18 protein-coding genes are annotated in these 16,983 nt (G+C 68.5%); 10 read left to right on the forward strand and 8 right to left on the reverse strand.

Features of this window, described 5'->3' with window-relative positions:
* Positions 1-4 precede the first annotated feature (4 nt).
* Both ACFTWF_RS28070 and ACFTWF_RS28075 read right to left on the reverse strand, forming a co-directional pair.
* Positions 5-1,240 (reverse strand): type II toxin-antitoxin system HipA family toxin, encoded by a 1,236-nt coding sequence (locus tag ACFTWF_RS28070; RefSeq protein ID WP_378464416.1) that lies wholly within the window; start codon positions 1,238-1,240, stop codon positions 5-7.
* Positions 1,240-1,488 carry a helix-turn-helix transcriptional regulator gene (locus ACFTWF_RS28075; protein WP_378464417.1) on the reverse strand — a complete coding sequence of 83 codons (249 nt, stop codon included), beginning with the start codon at positions 1,486-1,488 and terminating at the stop codon, positions 1,240-1,242. Before ACFTWF_RS28075 ends, ACFTWF_RS28070 begins: the two co-directional genes overlap by 1 nt.
* A 202-nt stretch (positions 1,489-1,690) precedes the next feature.
* On the opposite strand from ACFTWF_RS28075, the gene ACFTWF_RS28080 reads away from it, so the two are divergent.
* Entirely contained in the window at positions 1,691-2,461 is a 771-nt protein-coding gene (locus tag ACFTWF_RS28080; RefSeq protein WP_378464418.1) for a deoxyribonuclease IV, read from the forward strand.
* Here ACFTWF_RS28080 and ACFTWF_RS28085 read toward each other — a convergent pair.
* The gene (locus ACFTWF_RS28085) at positions 2,458-3,921 is read right to left on the reverse strand and encodes a SulP family inorganic anion transporter (RefSeq protein WP_378464419.1); all 1,464 of its coding nucleotides are present in this window, start codon (positions 3,919-3,921) and stop codon (positions 2,458-2,460) included. The two genes, ACFTWF_RS28080 and ACFTWF_RS28085, sit on opposite strands and share 4 nt — an antisense overlap.
* A 98-nt stretch (positions 3,922-4,019) precedes the next feature.
* Here ACFTWF_RS28085 and ACFTWF_RS28090 point away from each other — a divergent pair, with 98 nt between their 5' ends.
* From ACFTWF_RS28090 to ACFTWF_RS28100, 3 genes are read left to right on the forward strand one after another with little or no spacing between them, the layout of a single operon-like run.
* A complete protein-coding gene (locus tag ACFTWF_RS28090; protein ID WP_378464420.1) occupies positions 4,020-4,808 on the forward strand; it encodes a transporter substrate-binding domain-containing protein in 789 nt (262 codons plus the stop codon).
* A 10-nt stretch (positions 4,809-4,818) separates the two neighbouring features.
* A complete protein-coding gene (locus tag ACFTWF_RS28095) occupies positions 4,819-5,487 on the forward strand; it encodes an amino acid ABC transporter permease (protein WP_378464421.1) in 669 nt (222 codons plus the stop codon).
* Positions 5,484-6,245 (forward strand): amino acid ABC transporter ATP-binding protein, encoded by a 762-nt coding sequence (locus ACFTWF_RS28100; RefSeq protein ID WP_378464422.1) that lies wholly within the window; start codon positions 5,484-5,486, stop codon positions 6,243-6,245. The genes ACFTWF_RS28095 and ACFTWF_RS28100 overlap by 4 nt, the downstream gene beginning before the upstream one ends.
* 4 nt (positions 6,246-6,249) lie before the next feature.
* Here ACFTWF_RS28100 and ACFTWF_RS28105 read toward each other — a convergent pair whose 3' ends face one another.
* Positions 6,250-6,744 carry a GNAT family N-acetyltransferase gene (locus ACFTWF_RS28105; protein WP_378464423.1) on the reverse strand — a complete coding sequence of 165 codons (495 nt, stop codon included), beginning with the start codon at positions 6,742-6,744 and terminating at the stop codon, positions 6,250-6,252.
* A gap of 123 nt (positions 6,745-6,867) precedes the next feature.
* On the opposite strand from ACFTWF_RS28105, the gene ACFTWF_RS28110 reads away from it, so the two are divergent.
* A complete protein-coding gene (locus ACFTWF_RS28110) occupies positions 6,868-8,115 on the forward strand; it encodes a lipase family protein (RefSeq protein ID WP_378464424.1) in 1,248 nt (415 codons plus the stop codon).
* Positions 8,116-8,118: 3 nt separating this feature from the next.
* On the opposite strand, the gene ACFTWF_RS28115 is transcribed toward ACFTWF_RS28110, so the two are convergent.
* From ACFTWF_RS28115 to ACFTWF_RS28125, 3 genes are read right to left on the reverse strand one after another with little or no spacing between them, the layout of a single operon-like run.
* Positions 8,119-8,967, reverse strand: a complete 849-nt coding sequence (locus ACFTWF_RS28115; RefSeq protein ID WP_378464425.1) for a patatin-like phospholipase family protein — start codon at positions 8,965-8,967, stop codon at positions 8,119-8,121.
* Positions 8,968-8,984: 17 nt separating this feature from the next.
* Positions 8,985-10,784, reverse strand: coding sequence for an AMP-dependent synthetase/ligase (locus ACFTWF_RS28120; protein ID WP_378464426.1), 1,800 nt, complete (start codon positions 10,782-10,784; stop codon positions 8,985-8,987).
* Entirely contained in the window at positions 10,777-11,301 is a 525-nt protein-coding gene (locus ACFTWF_RS28125) for a MarR family winged helix-turn-helix transcriptional regulator (RefSeq protein ID WP_378464427.1), read from the reverse strand. The genes ACFTWF_RS28120 and ACFTWF_RS28125 overlap by 8 nt, the downstream gene beginning before the upstream one ends.
* Positions 11,302-11,493: 192 nt before the next feature.
* On the opposite strand from ACFTWF_RS28125, the gene ACFTWF_RS28130 reads away from it, so the two are divergent.
* Both ACFTWF_RS28130 and ACFTWF_RS28135 read left to right on the forward strand, forming a co-directional pair.
* Entirely contained in the window at positions 11,494-11,997 is a 504-nt protein-coding gene (locus ACFTWF_RS28130; protein WP_378464428.1) for a GNAT family N-acetyltransferase, read from the forward strand.
* A gap of 67 nt (positions 11,998-12,064) precedes the next feature.
* The gene (locus ACFTWF_RS28135) at positions 12,065-12,421 is read left to right on the forward strand and encodes an antibiotic biosynthesis monooxygenase (protein WP_378464429.1); all 357 of its coding nucleotides are present in this window, start codon (positions 12,065-12,067) and stop codon (positions 12,419-12,421) included.
* A 10-nt stretch (positions 12,422-12,431) separates the two neighbouring features.
* Here the strand turns inward: ACFTWF_RS28135 and ACFTWF_RS28140 are convergent, their stop codons facing one another.
* Positions 12,432-12,947 carry an SRPBCC family protein gene (locus ACFTWF_RS28140; RefSeq protein WP_378464430.1) on the reverse strand — a complete coding sequence of 172 codons (516 nt, stop codon included), beginning with the start codon at positions 12,945-12,947 and terminating at the stop codon, positions 12,432-12,434.
* A 126-nt stretch (positions 12,948-13,073) separates the two neighbouring features.
* Between ACFTWF_RS28140 and ACFTWF_RS28145 the strand changes: the two genes are divergently transcribed.
* From ACFTWF_RS28145 to ACFTWF_RS28155, 3 genes are read left to right on the forward strand one after another with little or no spacing between them, the layout of a single operon-like run.
* Positions 13,074-14,411 carry an SWIM zinc finger family protein gene (locus tag ACFTWF_RS28145; protein WP_378464431.1) on the forward strand — a complete coding sequence of 446 codons (1,338 nt, stop codon included), beginning with the start codon at positions 13,074-13,076 and terminating at the stop codon, positions 14,409-14,411.
* A complete protein-coding gene (locus ACFTWF_RS28150; protein WP_378464432.1) occupies positions 14,408-15,883 on the forward strand; it encodes a DUF5691 domain-containing protein in 1,476 nt (491 codons plus the stop codon). The genes ACFTWF_RS28145 and ACFTWF_RS28150 overlap by 4 nt, the downstream gene beginning before the upstream one ends.
* Positions 15,880-16,983, forward strand: coding sequence for an AAA family ATPase (locus ACFTWF_RS28155; RefSeq protein ID WP_378464433.1), 1,104 nt, complete (start codon positions 15,880-15,882; stop codon positions 16,981-16,983). The genes ACFTWF_RS28150 and ACFTWF_RS28155 overlap by 4 nt, the downstream gene beginning before the upstream one ends.

The raw sequence follows: 16,983 nt of genomic DNA on the forward strand, positions 1-16,983 counted from the left end.
GACCTCAGCCCAGCTCGGCCGAGCGCCGCTCCATCAGTGTGCGCAGCTGAGCGTTTTCCTTCGGCGTGAAACCGATTCTCTCGATGTCCCCGATGCCCCGCCCGATGCCCTTGCGGACACCGTCGAGCATCCTGGTGACGGCACGTTCGGGAACACCGAGCCGGCCACCCGATTCGACGAAATGCCTGCGGTTCAGCTTGTTCGCCTTGCCGTAGAAGTCGAGTGCCATCGGGTCGCGCCACCCGAGGTACGGCTGAGTGCACAGCAGGTCGTAGGCGGGGGTCACGCTCCACAGCCCTGATTCGGCAAGTTGCACCGAGAAGTTCTTGCCGTGCAGGTCGCCGTTGCCGATCGCGTACGAATATGCGACCAGCCGGAGCAGTTCCAGTGTCGCCACTCGCGCCGATCCGCCGCCGCGCTCGCACACGTCGGCCAGGGCGGTGATGACATTCTCGGTCTTCAACCGATACTTGGCGGCGGGGAACACGCCCATCACCTGGCAGGCGTCCTCCTGCGGTGTGCGAACGACTCGACCGGCGGAGTCGACTCGCCTGTCGAAACGCGCGACCAGCAGGCCGGCGTTGCCCTTCCCGTCGCGCACCAGTTGATGATCGGCGACGGGCAACCCGCAGTGCGCGGCGAGCCCCATGAAGAAGTGCTCGTTCTCCACCAGCTGCGGGTATCCCTGCGGTGGTGAGAGTTTGAGGATGGCAGGACCCTTCTCGGTCGCGATGGGCGTCGAGTACATCTGAGCGGACACCTTCGCCTGCACTCCGGGCAGCGAGGTGGGGTCCAGCTTCACCGCTTCGTGCCCCGACATGTGCTCGAACAGCGCCCGCAGGTCGGAGCGTTCGATGGCGTCGGGGTCGAACACGGGCGCCGTCTCGGGCGGCGGCACCCCTTCGGGCAGGACGCGCACGTCTCCGATCGTGTCTGCCCCCACGGCCATCAGGATCGTGAGGTGATCGTCCTCGGATGTCTTGGTGGCCGCGACCGCACCGCGAAGCCGGATCCCTTCCGGGAGGAGACCCGCGAAGAACGGCGGAACGCTGCCGCCGCTCGCCCGCACGTCGGGCGACGACGTGGGGATCGTCCACGCGATCTGCGGGGATTTCGGGTCCTGCAGGTACGCGGCGTCGTAGCGGAAGACGACGTCCCCGGCTTCCCTGGCGAGGCTGCCCGCGAGGCGCTCACCCTTGTAGACGTCGGCCCGCTCGACCCCGCTGAGATTCTCGACCATCAGGACGTCACCTCGACCCCCGCGCGGGTCACGAGCACCAGGCGGCAGCCCAGCGCACCCGCGACGGCGTCGACGAGATCCAGTTGGACCGTGCCCCGACCGGATTCGATCGACTGCACGCTGGACCTCGACACCCCGGCCAGGTCGGCCAGCTCCGCCTGCGTGAGCGCGAGCTGATGCCGCCGGGCCACGAATCCGTCGGCGATGCCTCCGGTTTCCGTGCGTTCGCGGCGGCGGGGGGTCGCCATGAAAGCCTCCTACTCTGTTCGCACAATGCTTGTAATCGGATGCTTAACGACAGTGTGCGCCGATTTCGCCCCGAAGTCCATGCCTATGACTGCGAGCGCAAGCCTAATGCCGATGGAGGCTCCAAAAGACTAGCCATCACGCATTAAGCCTGCGATCACAAGCACAAGCGATGTCGCCGCACCCACCCCCTACCCTGGTTACATGCGCATAGGAGCACACGTCCGCCAGGACGAAGATCCGATCGGATACGGCGAACGGCTCGGCGCCGACGTCATCCAGATGTTTCTCACCGACCCTCAGAAATGGGAAAAACCTCCGACACATCCGCGGACGGACGAGATTCGCGACAGCTCCATCGACGTCGTCGTGCACTCCTCCTACGTGATCAATGTGGCCAGCCTCAACAACCGGCTGCGGATGCCGTCGCGCAACGCCGTCGCACAGCAGGCCCAGGCCGCTGCCGACATCGGCGCGTTCGGACTGGTGGTCCACGGCGGCCACGTCCGCGACGGCGAGGACGTGCAGGCCGGGATCGTCAACTGGCGCAAACTCTTCGAACGTCAGGCCGACAAGGGCGGGTTCCCCGTCCCCATCCTCATCGAGAACACGGCCGGCGGCGACTTCGCGATGGCACGGCACTTCGACGCCATCGACCGGCTGTGGCAGGAGGTCGGCGACTTCGGCGCCGGATTCTGCCTCGACACCTGTCACGCATGGGCGGGCGGCGAGGAACTGATGGGTGTCGTCGAGCGCATCAAGGCCATCACCGGGCGTATCGACCTGGTCCATCTCAACAACTCCCGCGACGAGTTCAACTCGGCGCGCGACCGGCACGCGAACCTCGCCGACGGAACCATCGACGCCGAACTGCTCGCCGAGGTCGTCAGAACCGCCGATGCGCCCGTCGTCCTCGAGACACCGGAGGAAGGGCTGGCCGAGGATCTCGCGTACCTGCGGGAGACGGTGGGTTAGTCGCCCAGCCGGCCGGTCAGCCTGCGGTACCGCTCCTCGCTGACCGGGTTCAGGCCCTCGACGGTGACGTCGGTGCCCCGGCTCGCGTACTTGGTGGTGATGCCGTCGAGCGCGGCCACGGTGGAGGCGTCCCAGATGGTGGCGCCCGACAGGTCGATGACCACACGGCCGGGGTCGTCGGCGTAGTCGAACGAGAACACGAGGTCGTTGGACGAGGCGAAGAAGAGTTGCCCGCTGACCCGGTACGTCTTCACGCCGCCGTCGAGTTCGCCGCGCACGTCCACCATGTGCGCCACCCGGCGCGCGAACAGCACCATCGCGACGAGCACACCGACACCCACACCGATCGCGAGATTGTCCGTCGCGAGGGTGCCCGCGACGGTGCTGAGCATTACCAGGGTCTCGCTCAGAGGCATCCGCCGGAGCGTGCGCACGCTGTGCCAGTCGAAGGTGGTCGCGGCCACCAGCACCATGACGGCGACGAGCGCCGCCATCGGAATGGTCCCCACTACGTCGCCGAGCCCGACCACGAGAATCAGCAGAAACGCCCCCGACAGGAACGTCGACAGCCGGGTGCGGGCCCCGCCCGTCTTGACGTTGATGATGGTCTGCCCGATGAGTGCGCATCCGCCCATGCCGCCGAAGAGTCCGGCCACGATGTTGGCGACGCCCTGGCCCCACGACTCGCGAGTCTTGTCCGAATGCGTGTCGGTGACCGAGTCCACGAGTTTGGCGCTCATCAACGATTCGAGCAGTCCGACGACGGCCATCGCCAACGCGAACGGGGCGATGATCTTCAGAGTGTCGACGGTGAACGGAACGTCGGGCAGCCCGATCAGGGTCGGCAGCCCGTCGGGCAATTCCCCCTGGTCGCCGACGGTGGGCACCGCGACACCGGCGAGCACGGTGAACGCGGTGAGACCGACGATCACCAGCAGCGGGGCCGGCACCGCCGTGGTCAGCTTCGGGATCCACACGAGCAGCGCCAGACCGGCGGCGAGGAGCGCGTACACCGCCCACGGCACGTTCGTCAGGTACGGGAACTGGTGGACGAAGATGAGGATTCCCAGCGCGTTGCAGAACCCGACCATCACGCTGCGGGGCAGGAACCGCATGAGCCGCGCGACCCCGAGGACGGCGAGGAGGATCTGCATGGCACCGCCGAGGAAGACCGCCGCGATGAGGTACTGCAACCCGTGTGACGCCATGAGCGGCGCCAGCACCAGCGACACCGAACCGGTGGCCGCGGAGATCATCGCCGGACGGCCGCCGGTGAACGCGATGGTCATCGCCATGATCGCGGCGGTGAACAGGCCCACCCGCGGATCGACACCCACGATGATGGAGAACGACAACGCCTCCGGGATGAGGGCCATCGCCACGACGAGCGCAGACAACGACTCGATACGAAACACCGTCGGATGCAGCCACACCGGCCGTCGGAGAGCGAGAGAGGGCACGGCGGGACAAACCTTCTTCCTGAGGGGGACGCGAAGATCCTATCCGGGTGGCGTTCGACCAGTACGGTTAGCTGATCCGCCGAACGAGGAGGAACTCCGTGCGACGCACACTTCCGGCCGCCCTGATCGCCGTCCTGACCGCACTGTCGCTGGCCGGGTGCGGGAACTCCGATTCGGGGCCGGTGATCGACCAGGTTCGCGAGGCCGGGGTCCTGAAGGTCGGCACCGAGGGCACGTACACGCCGTTCAGCTACCAGGGCCCCGACGGCCAGCTCACCGGGTACGACGTGGACGTCATCCGCGCGGTCGGCGACAAACTCGGTGTCTCCGTCGAGTTCACGCAGACTCCGTGGGACTCCATCTTCGCGGGCCTCGAGGCGAAGCGGTACGACCTCGTCGCCAATCAGGTGACCGTCAACGACGAACGCACCCAGAAGTACGACCTGTCGACCCCGTACACCTACTCCGAGGGCGTGATCGTCACCCGCGCCGACGACAACTCGATCACCTCGCTCGCCGACCTGAACGGCAAGACGACGGCGCAGTCGGCGACGAGCAACTGGGCGCAGGTGGCGCGGGACGCGGGCGCGAACGTCGAATCCGTCGAGGGCTTCGTGCAGGCGATCACCCTGCTGAAGGACGGCCGCGTCGACGCCACCGTCAACGACAATCTGGCCGTCGCCGAGTACCAGAAACAGACCGGGGACACCGGCGTGAAGGTGGCCGCGGAGACCGGGGACACGAGCGAGCAGGCGTTCGCCGCCCGCAAGGACAGCGGCCTGATGCCCGACATCGACAAGGCGCTCGACGAGCTGCGGGCCGACGGTACCCTCGCCCAGATCTCGCAGAAGTACTTCGGCACCGACGTCTCGGCGCCGAGCAACTGAGAGTCTGTCCGTGGACGACGCAACGGTCCAGCTGATCCTGGACAACCTGTGGCCGATGCTGAAGGCCACGATCACCATGACCATCCCGTTGACCATCATCAGCTTCACCATCGGGCTCGTGATCGCGCTGCTGGTGGCGCTGGCCCGGATCTCGTCGATCAGACCGCTGTCGGTGCTCGCCCGCTTCTACGTCTCAATCATCCGCGGCACCCCGCTGCTGGTGCAGTTGTTCATCGTGTTCTATGCGCTGCCGCAATTCGGGATCACGCTCGAGCCGTTCCCGGCGGCGGTGATCGCGTTCAGCCTCAACGTCGGTGGCTACGCGGCGGAGGTGATCCGCTCGGCGATCCTGTCGATCCCCAAGGGACAGTGGGAGGCCGCCCAGACCATCGGGATGGGATATACCACCACCCTGCAGCGCATCGTGCTGCCGCAGGCCGCGCGCGTCGCCGTCCCCCCGTTGTCGAACACGCTGATCTCACTGGTGAAGGACACCTCACTGGCGTCGACGATCCTGGTGACCGAACTGCTGCGCGTCGCGCAGCTCGCGGCCGCGCCGACGTTCGACTTCTTCGCCCTCTACGGTGTCGCGGCGCTGTACTACTGGGTGATCTGCATCTTCCTGTCGGCCGTCCAGGGCCGGCTCGAAGCCCGACTCGACAGGTATGTGGCCCGATGACCGACACTCCTCCCCTGCTCCAGGTATCCGGCGTCGAGAAGTCGTTCGGCGACCATCAGGTGCTCCGCGACATCGGGTTCGACGTCGCCGCCGGAACGGTCACCGTCATCATCGGACCGTCGGGTTCCGGCAAGACGACGGTGCTGCGCACCCTCAACGCCCTCGACATGGCCGATGCCGGGGTGATCTCCATCGGCGACGTGTCGGTGGATTTCGGCACGGAGGTGGGCCGTTCGATGCTGGCCCGGTTCCGCGCGCAGAGCGGGATGGTGTTTCAGTCCCACAACCTGTTTCCCCACAAGACGGTGCTGCAGAACGTCACCGAAGGCCCGATCGTCGTGCAGAAGCGTCCCAAGGACGAGGCGTGCGCCGACGCGATGCGGTTGCTGACCCAGGTCGGCCTCGCGGAGAAGGCGGACCGGTACCCGTATCAGCTGTCGGGCGGTCAGCAGCAGCGGGTCGGGATCGCCCGGGCGCTCGCGCTGAAGCCGAAACTGATGTTGTTCGACGAGCCGACGTCCGCACTCGATCCCGAACTGGTCGGTGAGGTGTTGCGCGTGATCCGCGACCTCGCCACCGAGGGCTGGACGATGGTGATCGTGACGCACGAGATCCGGTTCGCTCAGCAGGTGGCCGACCAGGTGCTGTTCATCGACGGCGGCGTCGTGCTCGAACGCGGCACACCGAAGGAGGTACTCGCGAATCCGGCCGGGCCACGGCTGCGGCAGTTCCTGCACCGGATCCTCGACCCGCTGTGAACGGTCAGAGCAGGGACTTCTCCATCAGCACGACGCTCGGCCACTCCACCTCGAAGTCTCTGCGACCCACCGGGAAGAAGCCCTGCTCCTCGTAGTAGTCGCGGAGTCGCGAATTGGTTTCGACGCACTCGAGCCGGACGACGGACGCCGCCTCTGAGCGGGCGTGCTCGTCGACCCACCGGAGCAGTTGGGCGCCGAGTCCCGCGCTGGCGTGGCGGCGGTCGGTCATGACGCGGGCGACGTACGCGGCCGGGGTGTCGTCCTCGGTCCACACGTCCGGGTCCGACCGCAGCACCCGCAGCGCCCCCACCACGATCCCGGCGAACAGCGCGACACGCCATTCTCCGAACTCGATCTGTTCCCGCACGTCGGCGAGCGACACCTCACCTCGGGCGGGCGGATCGATTTCCCTGGCCAGGAGCCAATCCTCTGCGTCCCAGTGCATCTGAACGATGTCTTCAGCCTGCTCGAGTACTGCCCGCTCCACGGTGACCGCCATGCACACACAGTAACCATCCGGCAGCGAAAACAAACCACCGCTGTAGCCGTGTCTATCTGCGACGACGTGACTGGAGTTACAGTTACATCCCGGGACAGTTACCTCAGGGCGGCGGTGGTAGCGATGAAGCTGTTTCGCGCAGTGGTCCTGATGACACTCTCCACCTGCGCGGCCGCGTACGTCTGCGCCCATCCCCCGCGGGTGTCCGCGCAGCCCCTCGGGCCCGAATCCATTCTCCCGTCCCCCATCCTGGACGACGACTTCTTCGTGTGGCCGCCGAATGTCGCGGACTTCGCGGCGGGCGAGATCATCCGCTCGCGGGAGGTGACGCTCCGCGCGTTCCCGAACCCGCTGGTACCACACCGGGCCCACCAGATCATGGTGCGCTCCAACGATTCCAAGGACCGTCCCGTGCCGGTGACCGCGACGGTGCTGGTCCCGACCGCGGAATGGACTGCGCCGGGGCCGAGGCCCGTCGTCGACTACAACATGCCCATCGACTCGCTGGGGGCCCGGTGCACCCCGTCGTACAAGATGGTCCACAACTGGCAGACCCTCGACCTGGACATCCCCCCGGTGCTGTCGCTGTTCCTCGCGAAGAACTACGCGGTGCTCGTGCCCGATCACCAGGGACCGCGGATGGCGTACAGCGCGGGGCGCATGGCGGGTCATGCCGTGCTCGACAGCATCCGCGGCATGAAGCGACTACCGGGGCTGGGACTGTCGGACAGTCCCGTGGTCGCGACGGGGTACAGCGGCGGCGCGATCGCCACAGGGTGGGCCGCGCAACTTCAGCCGACGTACGCACCGGACGTCGCACTCGCCGGGGCGGCCGCGGGCGGAACCCCCGCAGACTTCGGGCTACTCCGCAGGACGCTGAACGGTCAGATCGGTTCGGGTGTGTACCTGTCCGCCGTCCTCGGGCTCGCCCGCGAATATCCGGAGATGCTGACCCTGGCGAATCCGCTGGGTGTGCTGCTGGCGACGTCACCGCTGCGGGATCAGTGCATCATGGCTCTCGCCCCGGCCGGGGTCGCCTCGATTCCCGCCGAACTGCTCGCGTCCGTGCCCGACCCGTTCGACTCGGTCACGGCACGGACGGTCGTTGCCGAGAACCGTTTGGGCGCAGTCGCGCCGACCACCCCGGTGCTGCTCTATCACGGGTCGTCGCGAGTGTTCCTCGGCGACGAGTGGATTCCGGAGGAGGGGGTGATCGCCCTTCAGCAGGAGTGGTGCCGCGGCGGCGCGAATGTCACCTACGCCCCGCAGTTCGGGGAACACCTCACCGCGGCCGTGTTCGCGCTGCCGGAGGTGGTGCACTGGATCGACGAGCGACTCGCCGGTGTGCCGGCGCCCGACGGGTGCCGCTGACCGTCACCGATGCCGATGCGGCAGCAGCAGATCGGCCTGCCCGACCTCGACGGGCGCCTCGTCGAGCCACTTCGCGGTCTGCTCCCGGGCCCGCGTGATCAGCTCGTCGGCGTCGCCGAAATCGGCGGGACTCGTGTCCAGCGGACACAGCGGCGGCACGACCCGGATGTCGGCGACGCTCTCGTACCGCTCGATATCCAGGGCGAGACGCTGATTGATCGCGAGGGTCACCCCGAGCAACCCCATCCCCAGGGCACTTCCGGGGACCTTCGACAGCGTGCAGGAGTACCCGGTGGGCAGCACCCACACGGTCGTGGCACCCAGTTCGATCGCGTGGGAGATGGGGGTGTTGTTCACGACCCCGCCGTCCATCAGGGCCCGGCCGTCGATCACCACGGGCGGGAGGATGCCCGGCAGCGCCGCGCTCGCGGTGACGGCGTCGACCGCGGGGCCCGTCGACAACCGAACGTCCTTGCCGGTCAGCACGTCGACGGCGATGACGTGCAGCGGAATGGGTGCGTCCTCCATCCGCTCGAACCGGAGATGGGTCTCCAGTAACCGCTTGATGGCCCGGTTGGACACGAGATGGTTCCGGAGCCCGACGAAACCGGTGAAGCCGGTAAGCAACCCGGCGGGGAATACCGCGCTGCGCTTCAGCCCGCGCCACAGGTCGGCCAGGTCACGAAGGTCCGCGTCGGAGGAGCCACCGGCGAGCCACGCGCCGTTGAGCGCTCCGACGGACGTGCCGACGATGAGGTCGGGCCGAATTCCCCTGCCGATCAGGGTCTGCAACATCCCGACCTCGATGGCCCCGAGGCTGGCTCCACCCGACAGAACGAAAGCTGTGGTCATGTCGCCACCGTATCCGGTCAGCCCCGGCGGTACAGGTTCGCGATGTCCGCGGCGAAGCGTTCGGTCACGACGGGACGCTTGATCTTCAAGGTCGCGGTCAGTTCTCCGTCGGCCTCCGTGAGGTCGCGGCCCAAGATGACGAAACGTTTGATGGATTCCGTGTGGGAGACGGTGGTGTTCGCGTCGTCGACGGCGTCCTGCAGATCTCCGCGCAGTTCCTCGTCGTCGCGCAGATCCGCCACCGACGCGTCGGAGGGCTTGCCGTGCGCGGACTTCCACTTCTCGAATTCCGGTGGATCGACGGTGAGCAGGGCGCCGACGAACGGGCGGCCGTCGCCGACCACCACTGCCTGCGAGACGAGGGGGTGCGAGCGCAACCGGTCTTCGAGCGGACCCGGCGACACATTCTTGCCCCCGGCCGTGACCAGCAGATCCTTCTTGCGTCCGGTGATGGTGAGGTACCCGTCGTCGTCCAGTTCACCGAGGTCGCCGGTGCGGAACCAGCCTTCGTCCAACGCTTCCCGGGTGGCGTGCTCGTTGCGCCAGTACCCGCCGAACACGACGCCGCCGCGCAGTTCGATCTCGCCGTCCCCGGCGATGCGCACGCTGTTGCCGCCCAACGCCCTGCCGACGGTCCCGATCTTCTGGGCACCCGGGACGTTCACGCAGTGCGCGGCAGTAGATTCGGTGAGGCCGTACCCTTCGTAGACCGGAACGCCCATGCCGCGGAAGAAGTGGCCGAGTCTCGGCATGAGCGCGCCGCCGCCCGAGATCGCCCACCAGCAGTCGCCGCCCAGAGCGGCACGCAGTTTCGCGTAGACGAGCCGGTCGGCCACCATCCGCTCGAGCCGGAGCCGCAGTGACGGGCCGCCGTTGTCCTGAGCCTCGCTGTACGCGACCGCGGTGGCCTCGGCGAAGTCGAAGATCCGGGTCTGCAGACCACCGGCCGACGCCGCCGAGCGGGCGGCACCGTCGCGCACCTTCTCGAACACGCGCGGAACGCCGAGGATGGTGTTGGGCCGGAAGCGTGCGAATTCGCCCGTCACCGTGCCGAAGTCGGACCAGTGGGCCTGGGTGGCGCCGGCCTCGAACATCGCGAGCGACACCGCCCGCGCCAGCACGTGGGCGAGCGGGAGGAACGTCAGGACGCGGTTGCCGGGGCGGGCGACGTCACCGATCGGCGCCGCGAGCAGCGCCCGCACCTCCGACAGGAAGTTGCGGTGGGTGAGGATGCATCCCTTGGGACGGCCCGTCGTCCCGGACGTGTACACCAGTGACGCGAGATCGTTGGCGGTCAGGGCCACCACCCGTTTGAACACCTCGGAATCGTCGATCGACAACCCGTCCGTGATGAGGGTGCCGACGGCGTCCTCGTCGATGGTCAGGATGCGCTTCAGCGTGTAGGGGATTCCGTCACCCTCGAAACTCGACGCGTGCGCCGGGGTCTCCACGAGGGCGGCCACCGCGCCCGAATCCTCGATGATCCAGCGGATCTGGTCGTGGGACGAGGAATCGTAGATCGGGACGGACGCCGCGCCCGCCGCCCAGATCGCGTAGTCGAGCAGCGACCATTCGAATCTCGTCGACGACAGCAGTGCCACCCGGTCGCCCGGGCGGACTCCGTTGGCGATCAGGCCCTTCGCGACCCCGGTGACGAGCGCGCCGAAGTCCTTGGCGGTCACGTCGACCCACCCACCGGACTCCGGGCGGGAATACATCACGCGATCCGGGTTGCTCTCGGCGTGCGCGAACACCGTCAGCACGGCATTCTCGTGGTCCGAGACGGTGACCGTCTCGGCGCTGGCGTACTCACGCACGGGGGTCGTCTCCGATGCTCTCGTGGTCCGTGTCGCCGCCCTGGCGGAATTTGCGGAGATCCCGGGCGAATGCGGCGATCTCACCGTCCGACCACGAGGCCACGCGGTCGCGCACCTCCTCGACCCGGCGTGCGTCGGCACCCGCGAGCACCGCGATGCCGACGTCGGTGAGGCTCAGGGGATGCCCGCTGCGGAGCGGACCCGGCTCGGCGTGCACCCAGCCCTCGTCGACACAGCCGCGCAGTTGCCGCGACACGGTGGAGCGGTGCACTCCGAACGCGTCCGAGATCTGGGTGGCCCGGCACCCGGGATTGCGGGCGACGAACGAGAGCAGCGAATGTTGAGCGAACGTCGGCGATCCCGCGGGCGGACGGTCGCCGGCAACCAATTGTCGGACGAGGCGGACGAGTTCGTCATGGACGGCCACCACGCCCGATGCGGGCGTTTCCTCCGGCTCGACCCCGTTGTGTTGCACACTGCAACTATAACCGACCACCCTGGCCTCGACCACCCGCACCCCGTTTCCCCGTTGTCCTTCGCTCGACTCACGTTCTGCCCATACTGCTACCGACTCCCCGGAATTTCATTCGGCCGGAAACGTCACACGGTCACAATTGGAGAACGCTTTCGCCACACGGCTACCGGCCGGACAACCCACGACGCCGAAAAAACCGTTGCGACCACGATGCCTTCGATGCACGCTGGCGGCATGCTGATCAGGCGAGAGAATCCGAACGACGTCGCCGCCGTGGCGGAGGTGCACCGGCAGGCCTTCGACGGCGACGTCCCCGTCGAGGTCGACCTCGTCACCCGGTTGCGGTCGAGCGATGCGTGGATTCCGCAACTGTCCCTCGTCGCCGAACTGTCCGGCACCGTTGCCGGCCACGTCTGCCTCACCCGCGCGACCGTCGACTCCGCGGACGTCCTCGCGCTCGGTCCGATCGGCGTGCTCCCGCACGTCCAGCGCGACGGGGTCGGCTCCGCGCTGATGCATGCCGCTCTCGGCGGCGCCGACGCCCGCGACGAACCTCTGGTCGCGTTGCTCGGCCACCTCGACTACTACCCGCGTTTCGGCTTCGTCTCGGGCACGTCGGTCGGGATCGAGCCGGACGAGCCGTCGTGGTCGTCCCACTTCCAGGTCCGCCGTCTCGCACGCTGGGAACCGACCCTCACCGGCACGTTCCGGTACGCGGCGCCGTTCTACGACCTGTGACGACGAATGCGCTGGTAGTTTGAGGTGGCACGTGTCACGGGGGTGAGCGGAACCGAGGTAGGAAACGATGGAGAACGCGGCCGAGGACGCCCGGCCAAGTGAATCGGCGGATGCGTCCGTCACGACGACGATCGTGCGCCGGGTCCTCGCCGGCTGTGACGAGGAGTTCGCCGACTGGATCCAGACCGGCCTCGGCCTCGCCAGGCTGTTCCCCGGATTCCTCGGCGGCGGCTGGCTGAAGGAAAGCAGCACCTCCGACGTGTGCGTGATCGTGCTGAAATTCGAAACCCAAGCTGCGCTGGACAACTGGCTCACGTCGTCGTTGCGCAACGGGTGGCTGCGGACCGGCGGCAACATCGCGGTCGAGGAACCGAACGAGCGGGTGTCGAACGTCGAGAGCCTGTTCGAGCGGCCTCGACTCTGACGGCGAGGGGTCAGGCGGATTCGCCCGGGATCTGGGCGCCCGACGGCATCCCCTCCCCCAGATACGTCTGATAGAACGGCCGCCAGTCGGACGACGCGTCCCGGCGGTGGCCGGACGCGTCCGTCCCGTCGAGGTGCCGGTCCAGGTCGGCGAGACACACACTCCACCCGGCGGCGTTGCGGGCCGCGGTGTTGCGGACCTCGAGAACGTTGACGAGCGTCAGGGCGCACCCGTCCGCGGTCGGCTCCACCTCGAAGTGGATCTCGTCGCCGCCCCACGTGAATGCGAGTGCGCACGGCGCGCCGTATACGAGGACCGTCCCCGTCTCGACGTCGCTGTGCGGTTCCGGGACGAATTCGATGTCGCCGCCGGCGTAGGGGTCGATCCGGACGCGCGACGGAAACCAGTGGGCGAGTTCGTCCGGATCGGACACCGCCGCCCACAACCTCTGCACCGGGAACGGGTACGTGCACCGGAACCGCACGGCGGGACGACCCTTGAACTCGAAATACCTTCCGTGGATCACCGGCCCACTCCTCGCTGTCGCACCTGACGACAGCTTGACACGCGAGGCCGCCGTGCACATCGAAGTTCGCCGACATTCCGCGCACCCTCCTCCCTTCGTGTCGGACAATTCCCTTACGGTGACGGAGTGACGTCGCCTTGGTCGGAGGGACAGGTCGCATCGGTCGCCCCCGATGCCGGCTCGCTCGCTGCCGCGCGAAAGCTGTCGACCGCGTGGTCGCAGACGGGCGCCGCAGGCGACGCACTGTGGGGACTGTGCCAGGGCAGCGGCGCGAACCCGTACCGCGCGGTGGTCGACCTGTCCGGGCCCGCGTATCACTGCTCGTGTCCGAGCCGGAAATTTCCCTGCAAGCACGCACTCGGCCTGCTGCTGATGTGGTCGGCGGGCCGGGTTCCCGACGTGTCCGCGCCGCCCGCGTTCGCGGAGGAATGGCTGAGCCGCAGAGCCGCGCGCGCCACCGCGCCGCCCGCCGCAGCGGCGCCGGCCACCACCACCGTCGGCGCGAAGTCCGCGGAGCGCCGGGCCGAGCGAGTGACAGCGGGGCTCGACGAACTCGACCTGTGGCTCACCGACCAGATCCGGGGCGGCCTCGGCGCGGCCGACATCTCGGCTTCCGCGTTCGACGCCATCGCGGCCCGGATGGTCGACGCGCAGGCGCCCGGTGCCGCGTCCGCCCTGCGTCGTCTGCCGATCGTCGTGGCCACCCGGACGGACTGGCCCGACCGGTTGCTCCGCGAATACGCGAGGCTGCACCTGCTCGTCGTCGCGCATCGCCGTCTGGGCGAGTTGCCGGAACCGCTGCAGGCATCGGTGCGCGCGCACGTGGGTTACCCGATCTCCACCGACAGCGTGCGCGGTCAGCCCGGGGTCCGCGACCGGTGGATGGTCCTGGGAGTGCAGACCACCGAGGAGAAGCGGCTGTTCACCCGCAAGGTGTGGCTGCTCGGCCGCGACCGCGGTCGCCGCGCGATCCTGCTGGACTTCGCGCACGGCTCCGCCAACTTCGCGACCGCGGTCCCGCCGCCCGGTTCCCTGGTCGACGCCACCCTGCACTTCTATCCCGGCGCGGCACCGCTGCGCGCCCAGTTCGGCGACGTCCACGAGAGCCCCGAACCGTTCACCACCGTCGCACCGAGCGGCGTCGACACCGCCCTCGACCACTTCGCTGCGGCGATCGGCGCCGACCCGTGGGTCCGGTCGTGGCCCGCTCTGCTCACCGAGGTCACCCCCGCATTCGACGACGGGAACTGGGTGGTCGTCGACGCGGAGGGCCGGGCGCTGCCGCTGTCCGGCGAGGACCCGGTCCTGTGGCGGCTCCTCGGAATGTCCGGGGGCCATCCGGTCACCGTGTTCGGGGAATGGAACAGCGAATCGCTCGTTCCGGTGTCGGTGTTCGATCGCGGCGACGTGTACCCGCTCGGGGCGGGCACGCCCTCGTCCGCGGCGGCGGTGCGCCGACGATGAGCGAACTGCTGTCCTCCGCACTGCTCGGCACCGCACGCGCAACCCCGTCGTTCCACGGTTCGGCCACCGGCGAACTCGCCGAGTCGATCATCGGCGATGCAGCGGAGACACTGCTGGGCGCGGCAGCCCTCGAGAACGCCTACCGCGACGGCGGCGTCGTCGCGACCGCGCACGTGCTGCCCGCACCCGCCGAGGACGATCCCCGGCTCCAGTTGCCGCCCGCCTCCGCGGCGCATCTCATGCAGTTGCTCGCCGCCAAGTCGTGGACCCTCACCGAATGGTTCGCGGTGGCCGGCGAACGTGGATACCGCGCCCCCGATCACCTCGTGGCCGATCTGATGGCCGTCGCACGCACCAACGACACGCACCGCGAGAGCATTCTGCGGTTGACCGGCGCCCGCGGCCAGTGGCTCGCCGCGCAGAATCCGGAATGGTCGACGCTGGTCCGTCGGTCCGATCGCACCGACGTCTGGACGCACGGTTCGCACCAGGAACGCATGCAATGGCTCACCACGATGCGGGCGGAACACCCCGTGGTCGCGTCGGCGGAACTGAGCCGCACCTGGGATTCCGAACGGGGTGAGCACCGGGCGGCATTCATCGCCGTCCTGGGAACGGGGCTCGGCGATGCGGACGCCGCGCTGCTCGAACACGCACTCGACGACCGGCGGAAGGAGGTGCGCCAGCAGGCGGTCCAGCTGCTGCGGCAACTGCCGAATTCCGCCTATGCCCAGCGGATGGCCGCACGCGCCCGGGCGTGGGTGCGGGTGGAGAAGAAGCCGCTGCGCACCCGGCTCGTGGTGAACATGCCCGGTTCCCTGGACGATTCCGCCCGTCGCGATGGGATCGAGGACGTTCACTTCAAGAACAAGGGAATCCGCAGTTGGTGGTTGCGGATGGTGGTCACCGCCGCGCCCCTGTCGGTGTGGGAAGGAATGATCGGCTCCGCCTCCCAGGCATGGGAGATCCGGATCGAGGACCAATGGCGGGAGGTGATGACGGAAGCGTGGACCAATGCCACTGTGCTTCAGCGCAATCCGCGATGGGCGTCCGCCCTGCTGCACCGCGAGGGTCGCACGACCGAACGTCGCGTGGTGCCGATCGTCCCCGCCCGCGAACGCCTCGAGTACATCCTGTCGGGCCGGGCCGACTCCTACCTGCTCGGAGTGGAGGGCGCCGCCCTCTTCGACGGTCTGCCGCATCCCTGGCCGCTCGACCTCGCCGCGCGGGTGATCACCCGCCTCGAGGACGTGGCCGGACGGCACGCCGCAACCGGCAAGGACCTCGGGCAGTTCTCCCGGCACAGCCACTACTCGACCCTCCGCAGCGCCGAGACGCATTTCCCGTTCACGGCGGTTCCGCTGCTGCGTGCGGCCGCCGAACGGACCCGTGACCCCGGCTGGCACCAGGCGTTCGCCACGGTCGCCGCCAACATCGACCATCGCCGAACAGTGTTGAAGGAGCTCGAGTGACCGAGATCGCGGCCGCCCAGGCCGACCTGCTGCGCCCCCACGCGGAGCAGGCCTACGCCGACGAACTCACGGCCCTCGCCGCGCACGACACCCGGCCCCGGCCGCCGTCGTGGAAGTTGTCGCCCTGGGCTGTCGTGACATACCTGCTCGGCGGCGAACTCGACGACGGCACCGTGATCACCCCCAAGTACGTCGGTCCCCGCCGGTTGATGGAAGTGGCGGTCGCGACGCTCGCCACCGACCGGGCACTGCTTCTGCTCGGCGTTCCCGGAACCGCCAAGACGTGGGTGTCCGAGCACCTGTCGGCCGCGGTGTCCGGGGAGTCGACCCTGCTCGTGCAGGGAACGTCGGGGACGCCGGAGGAGGCCATCCGGTACGGATGGAACTACGCCCGGCTTCTCGCCGAGGGCCCGACGGCGGGCGCGCTCGTGCCGTCCCCGGTCATGACGGCCATGGAGGGCGGCCGGATCGCACGGGTCGAGGAACTGACCCGCATCCCCGCCGACGTGCAGGACGCGCTCATCACCGTGCTCTCCGAGAAGACCTTGCCCATCCCCGAACTGGGCACCGAGGTCCAGGCTGCCAAGGGTTTCAACCTGATCGCCACCGCCAACGACCGCGACCGCGGGGTCAACGAATTGTCGTCCGCGCTGCGCCGACGTTTCAACACGGTGGTGCTGCCCCTGCCCGCCAGCGAGGAAGACGAGGTGGCCATCGTCGCGCGGCGCGTCGAACAACTCGGAGCGTCGCTCGAACTGCCGACGGTCCCGGCGACGGTCGACGAGATCCGGCGGGTGGTCACCGTATTCCGGGAGCTGAGGTCGGGCGCCACCGGCGACGGCCGCATCAAGCTGAAGTCGCCGTCCGGAACGTTGTCGACGGCGGAGGCGATCTCCGTCGTCACCAGCGGACTCGCCCTCGCCGCGCACTTCGGTGACGGCGTGCTCCGCCCGTCCGACGTCGCCGCCGGAATCCTCGGGTCCGTGCTGAAGGATCCGGTGGCCGACAGGGTGGTGTGGACCGAGTATCTGGAGGCCGTGGTCCGCGAACGCGAGGACTGGGCCGACTTCTACCGGGCGTGCCGCGAGGTCACCGGGTGA

Source organism: Rhodococcus sp. NPDC056960 (assembly GCF_042674125.1).
Lineage (GTDB): Bacteria > Actinomycetota > Actinomycetes > Mycobacteriales > Mycobacteriaceae > Rhodococcus_F.

Bases quoted from the DNA above. Each gene is read 5' to 3' on its own strand.
- ACFTWF_RS28070 (WP_378464416.1), bottom strand. From the start codon at position 1,240: ATGGTCGAGAATCTCAGCGGGGTCGAGCGGGCCGACGTCTACAAGGGT.
- ACFTWF_RS28075 (WP_378464417.1), bottom strand. From the start codon at position 1,488: ATGGCGACCCCCCGCCGCCGCGAACGCACGGAAACCGGAGGCATCGCC.
- ACFTWF_RS28080 (WP_378464418.1), top strand. From the start codon at position 1,691: ATGCGCATAGGAGCACACGTCCGCCAGGACGAAGATCCGATCGGATAC.
- ACFTWF_RS28100 (WP_378464422.1), top strand. From the start codon at position 5,484: ATGACCGACACTCCTCCCCTGCTCCAGGTATCCGGCGTCGAGAAGTCG.
- ACFTWF_RS28105 (WP_378464423.1), bottom strand. From the start codon at position 6,744: ATGGCGGTCACCGTGGAGCGGGCAGTACTCGAGCAGGCTGAAGACATC.
- ACFTWF_RS28110 (WP_378464424.1), top strand. From the start codon at position 6,868: ATGAAGCTGTTTCGCGCAGTGGTCCTGATGACACTCTCCACCTGCGCG.
- ACFTWF_RS28115 (WP_378464425.1), bottom strand. From the start codon at position 8,967: ATGACCACAGCTTTCGTTCTGTCGGGTGGAGCCAGCCTCGGGGCCATC.
- ACFTWF_RS28130 (WP_378464428.1), top strand. From the start codon at position 11,494: ATGCTGATCAGGCGAGAGAATCCGAACGACGTCGCCGCCGTGGCGGAG.
- ACFTWF_RS28135 (WP_378464429.1), top strand. From the start codon at position 12,065: ATGGAGAACGCGGCCGAGGACGCCCGGCCAAGTGAATCGGCGGATGCG.
- ACFTWF_RS28150 (WP_378464432.1), top strand. From the start codon at position 14,408: ATGAGCGAACTGCTGTCCTCCGCACTGCTCGGCACCGCACGCGCAACC.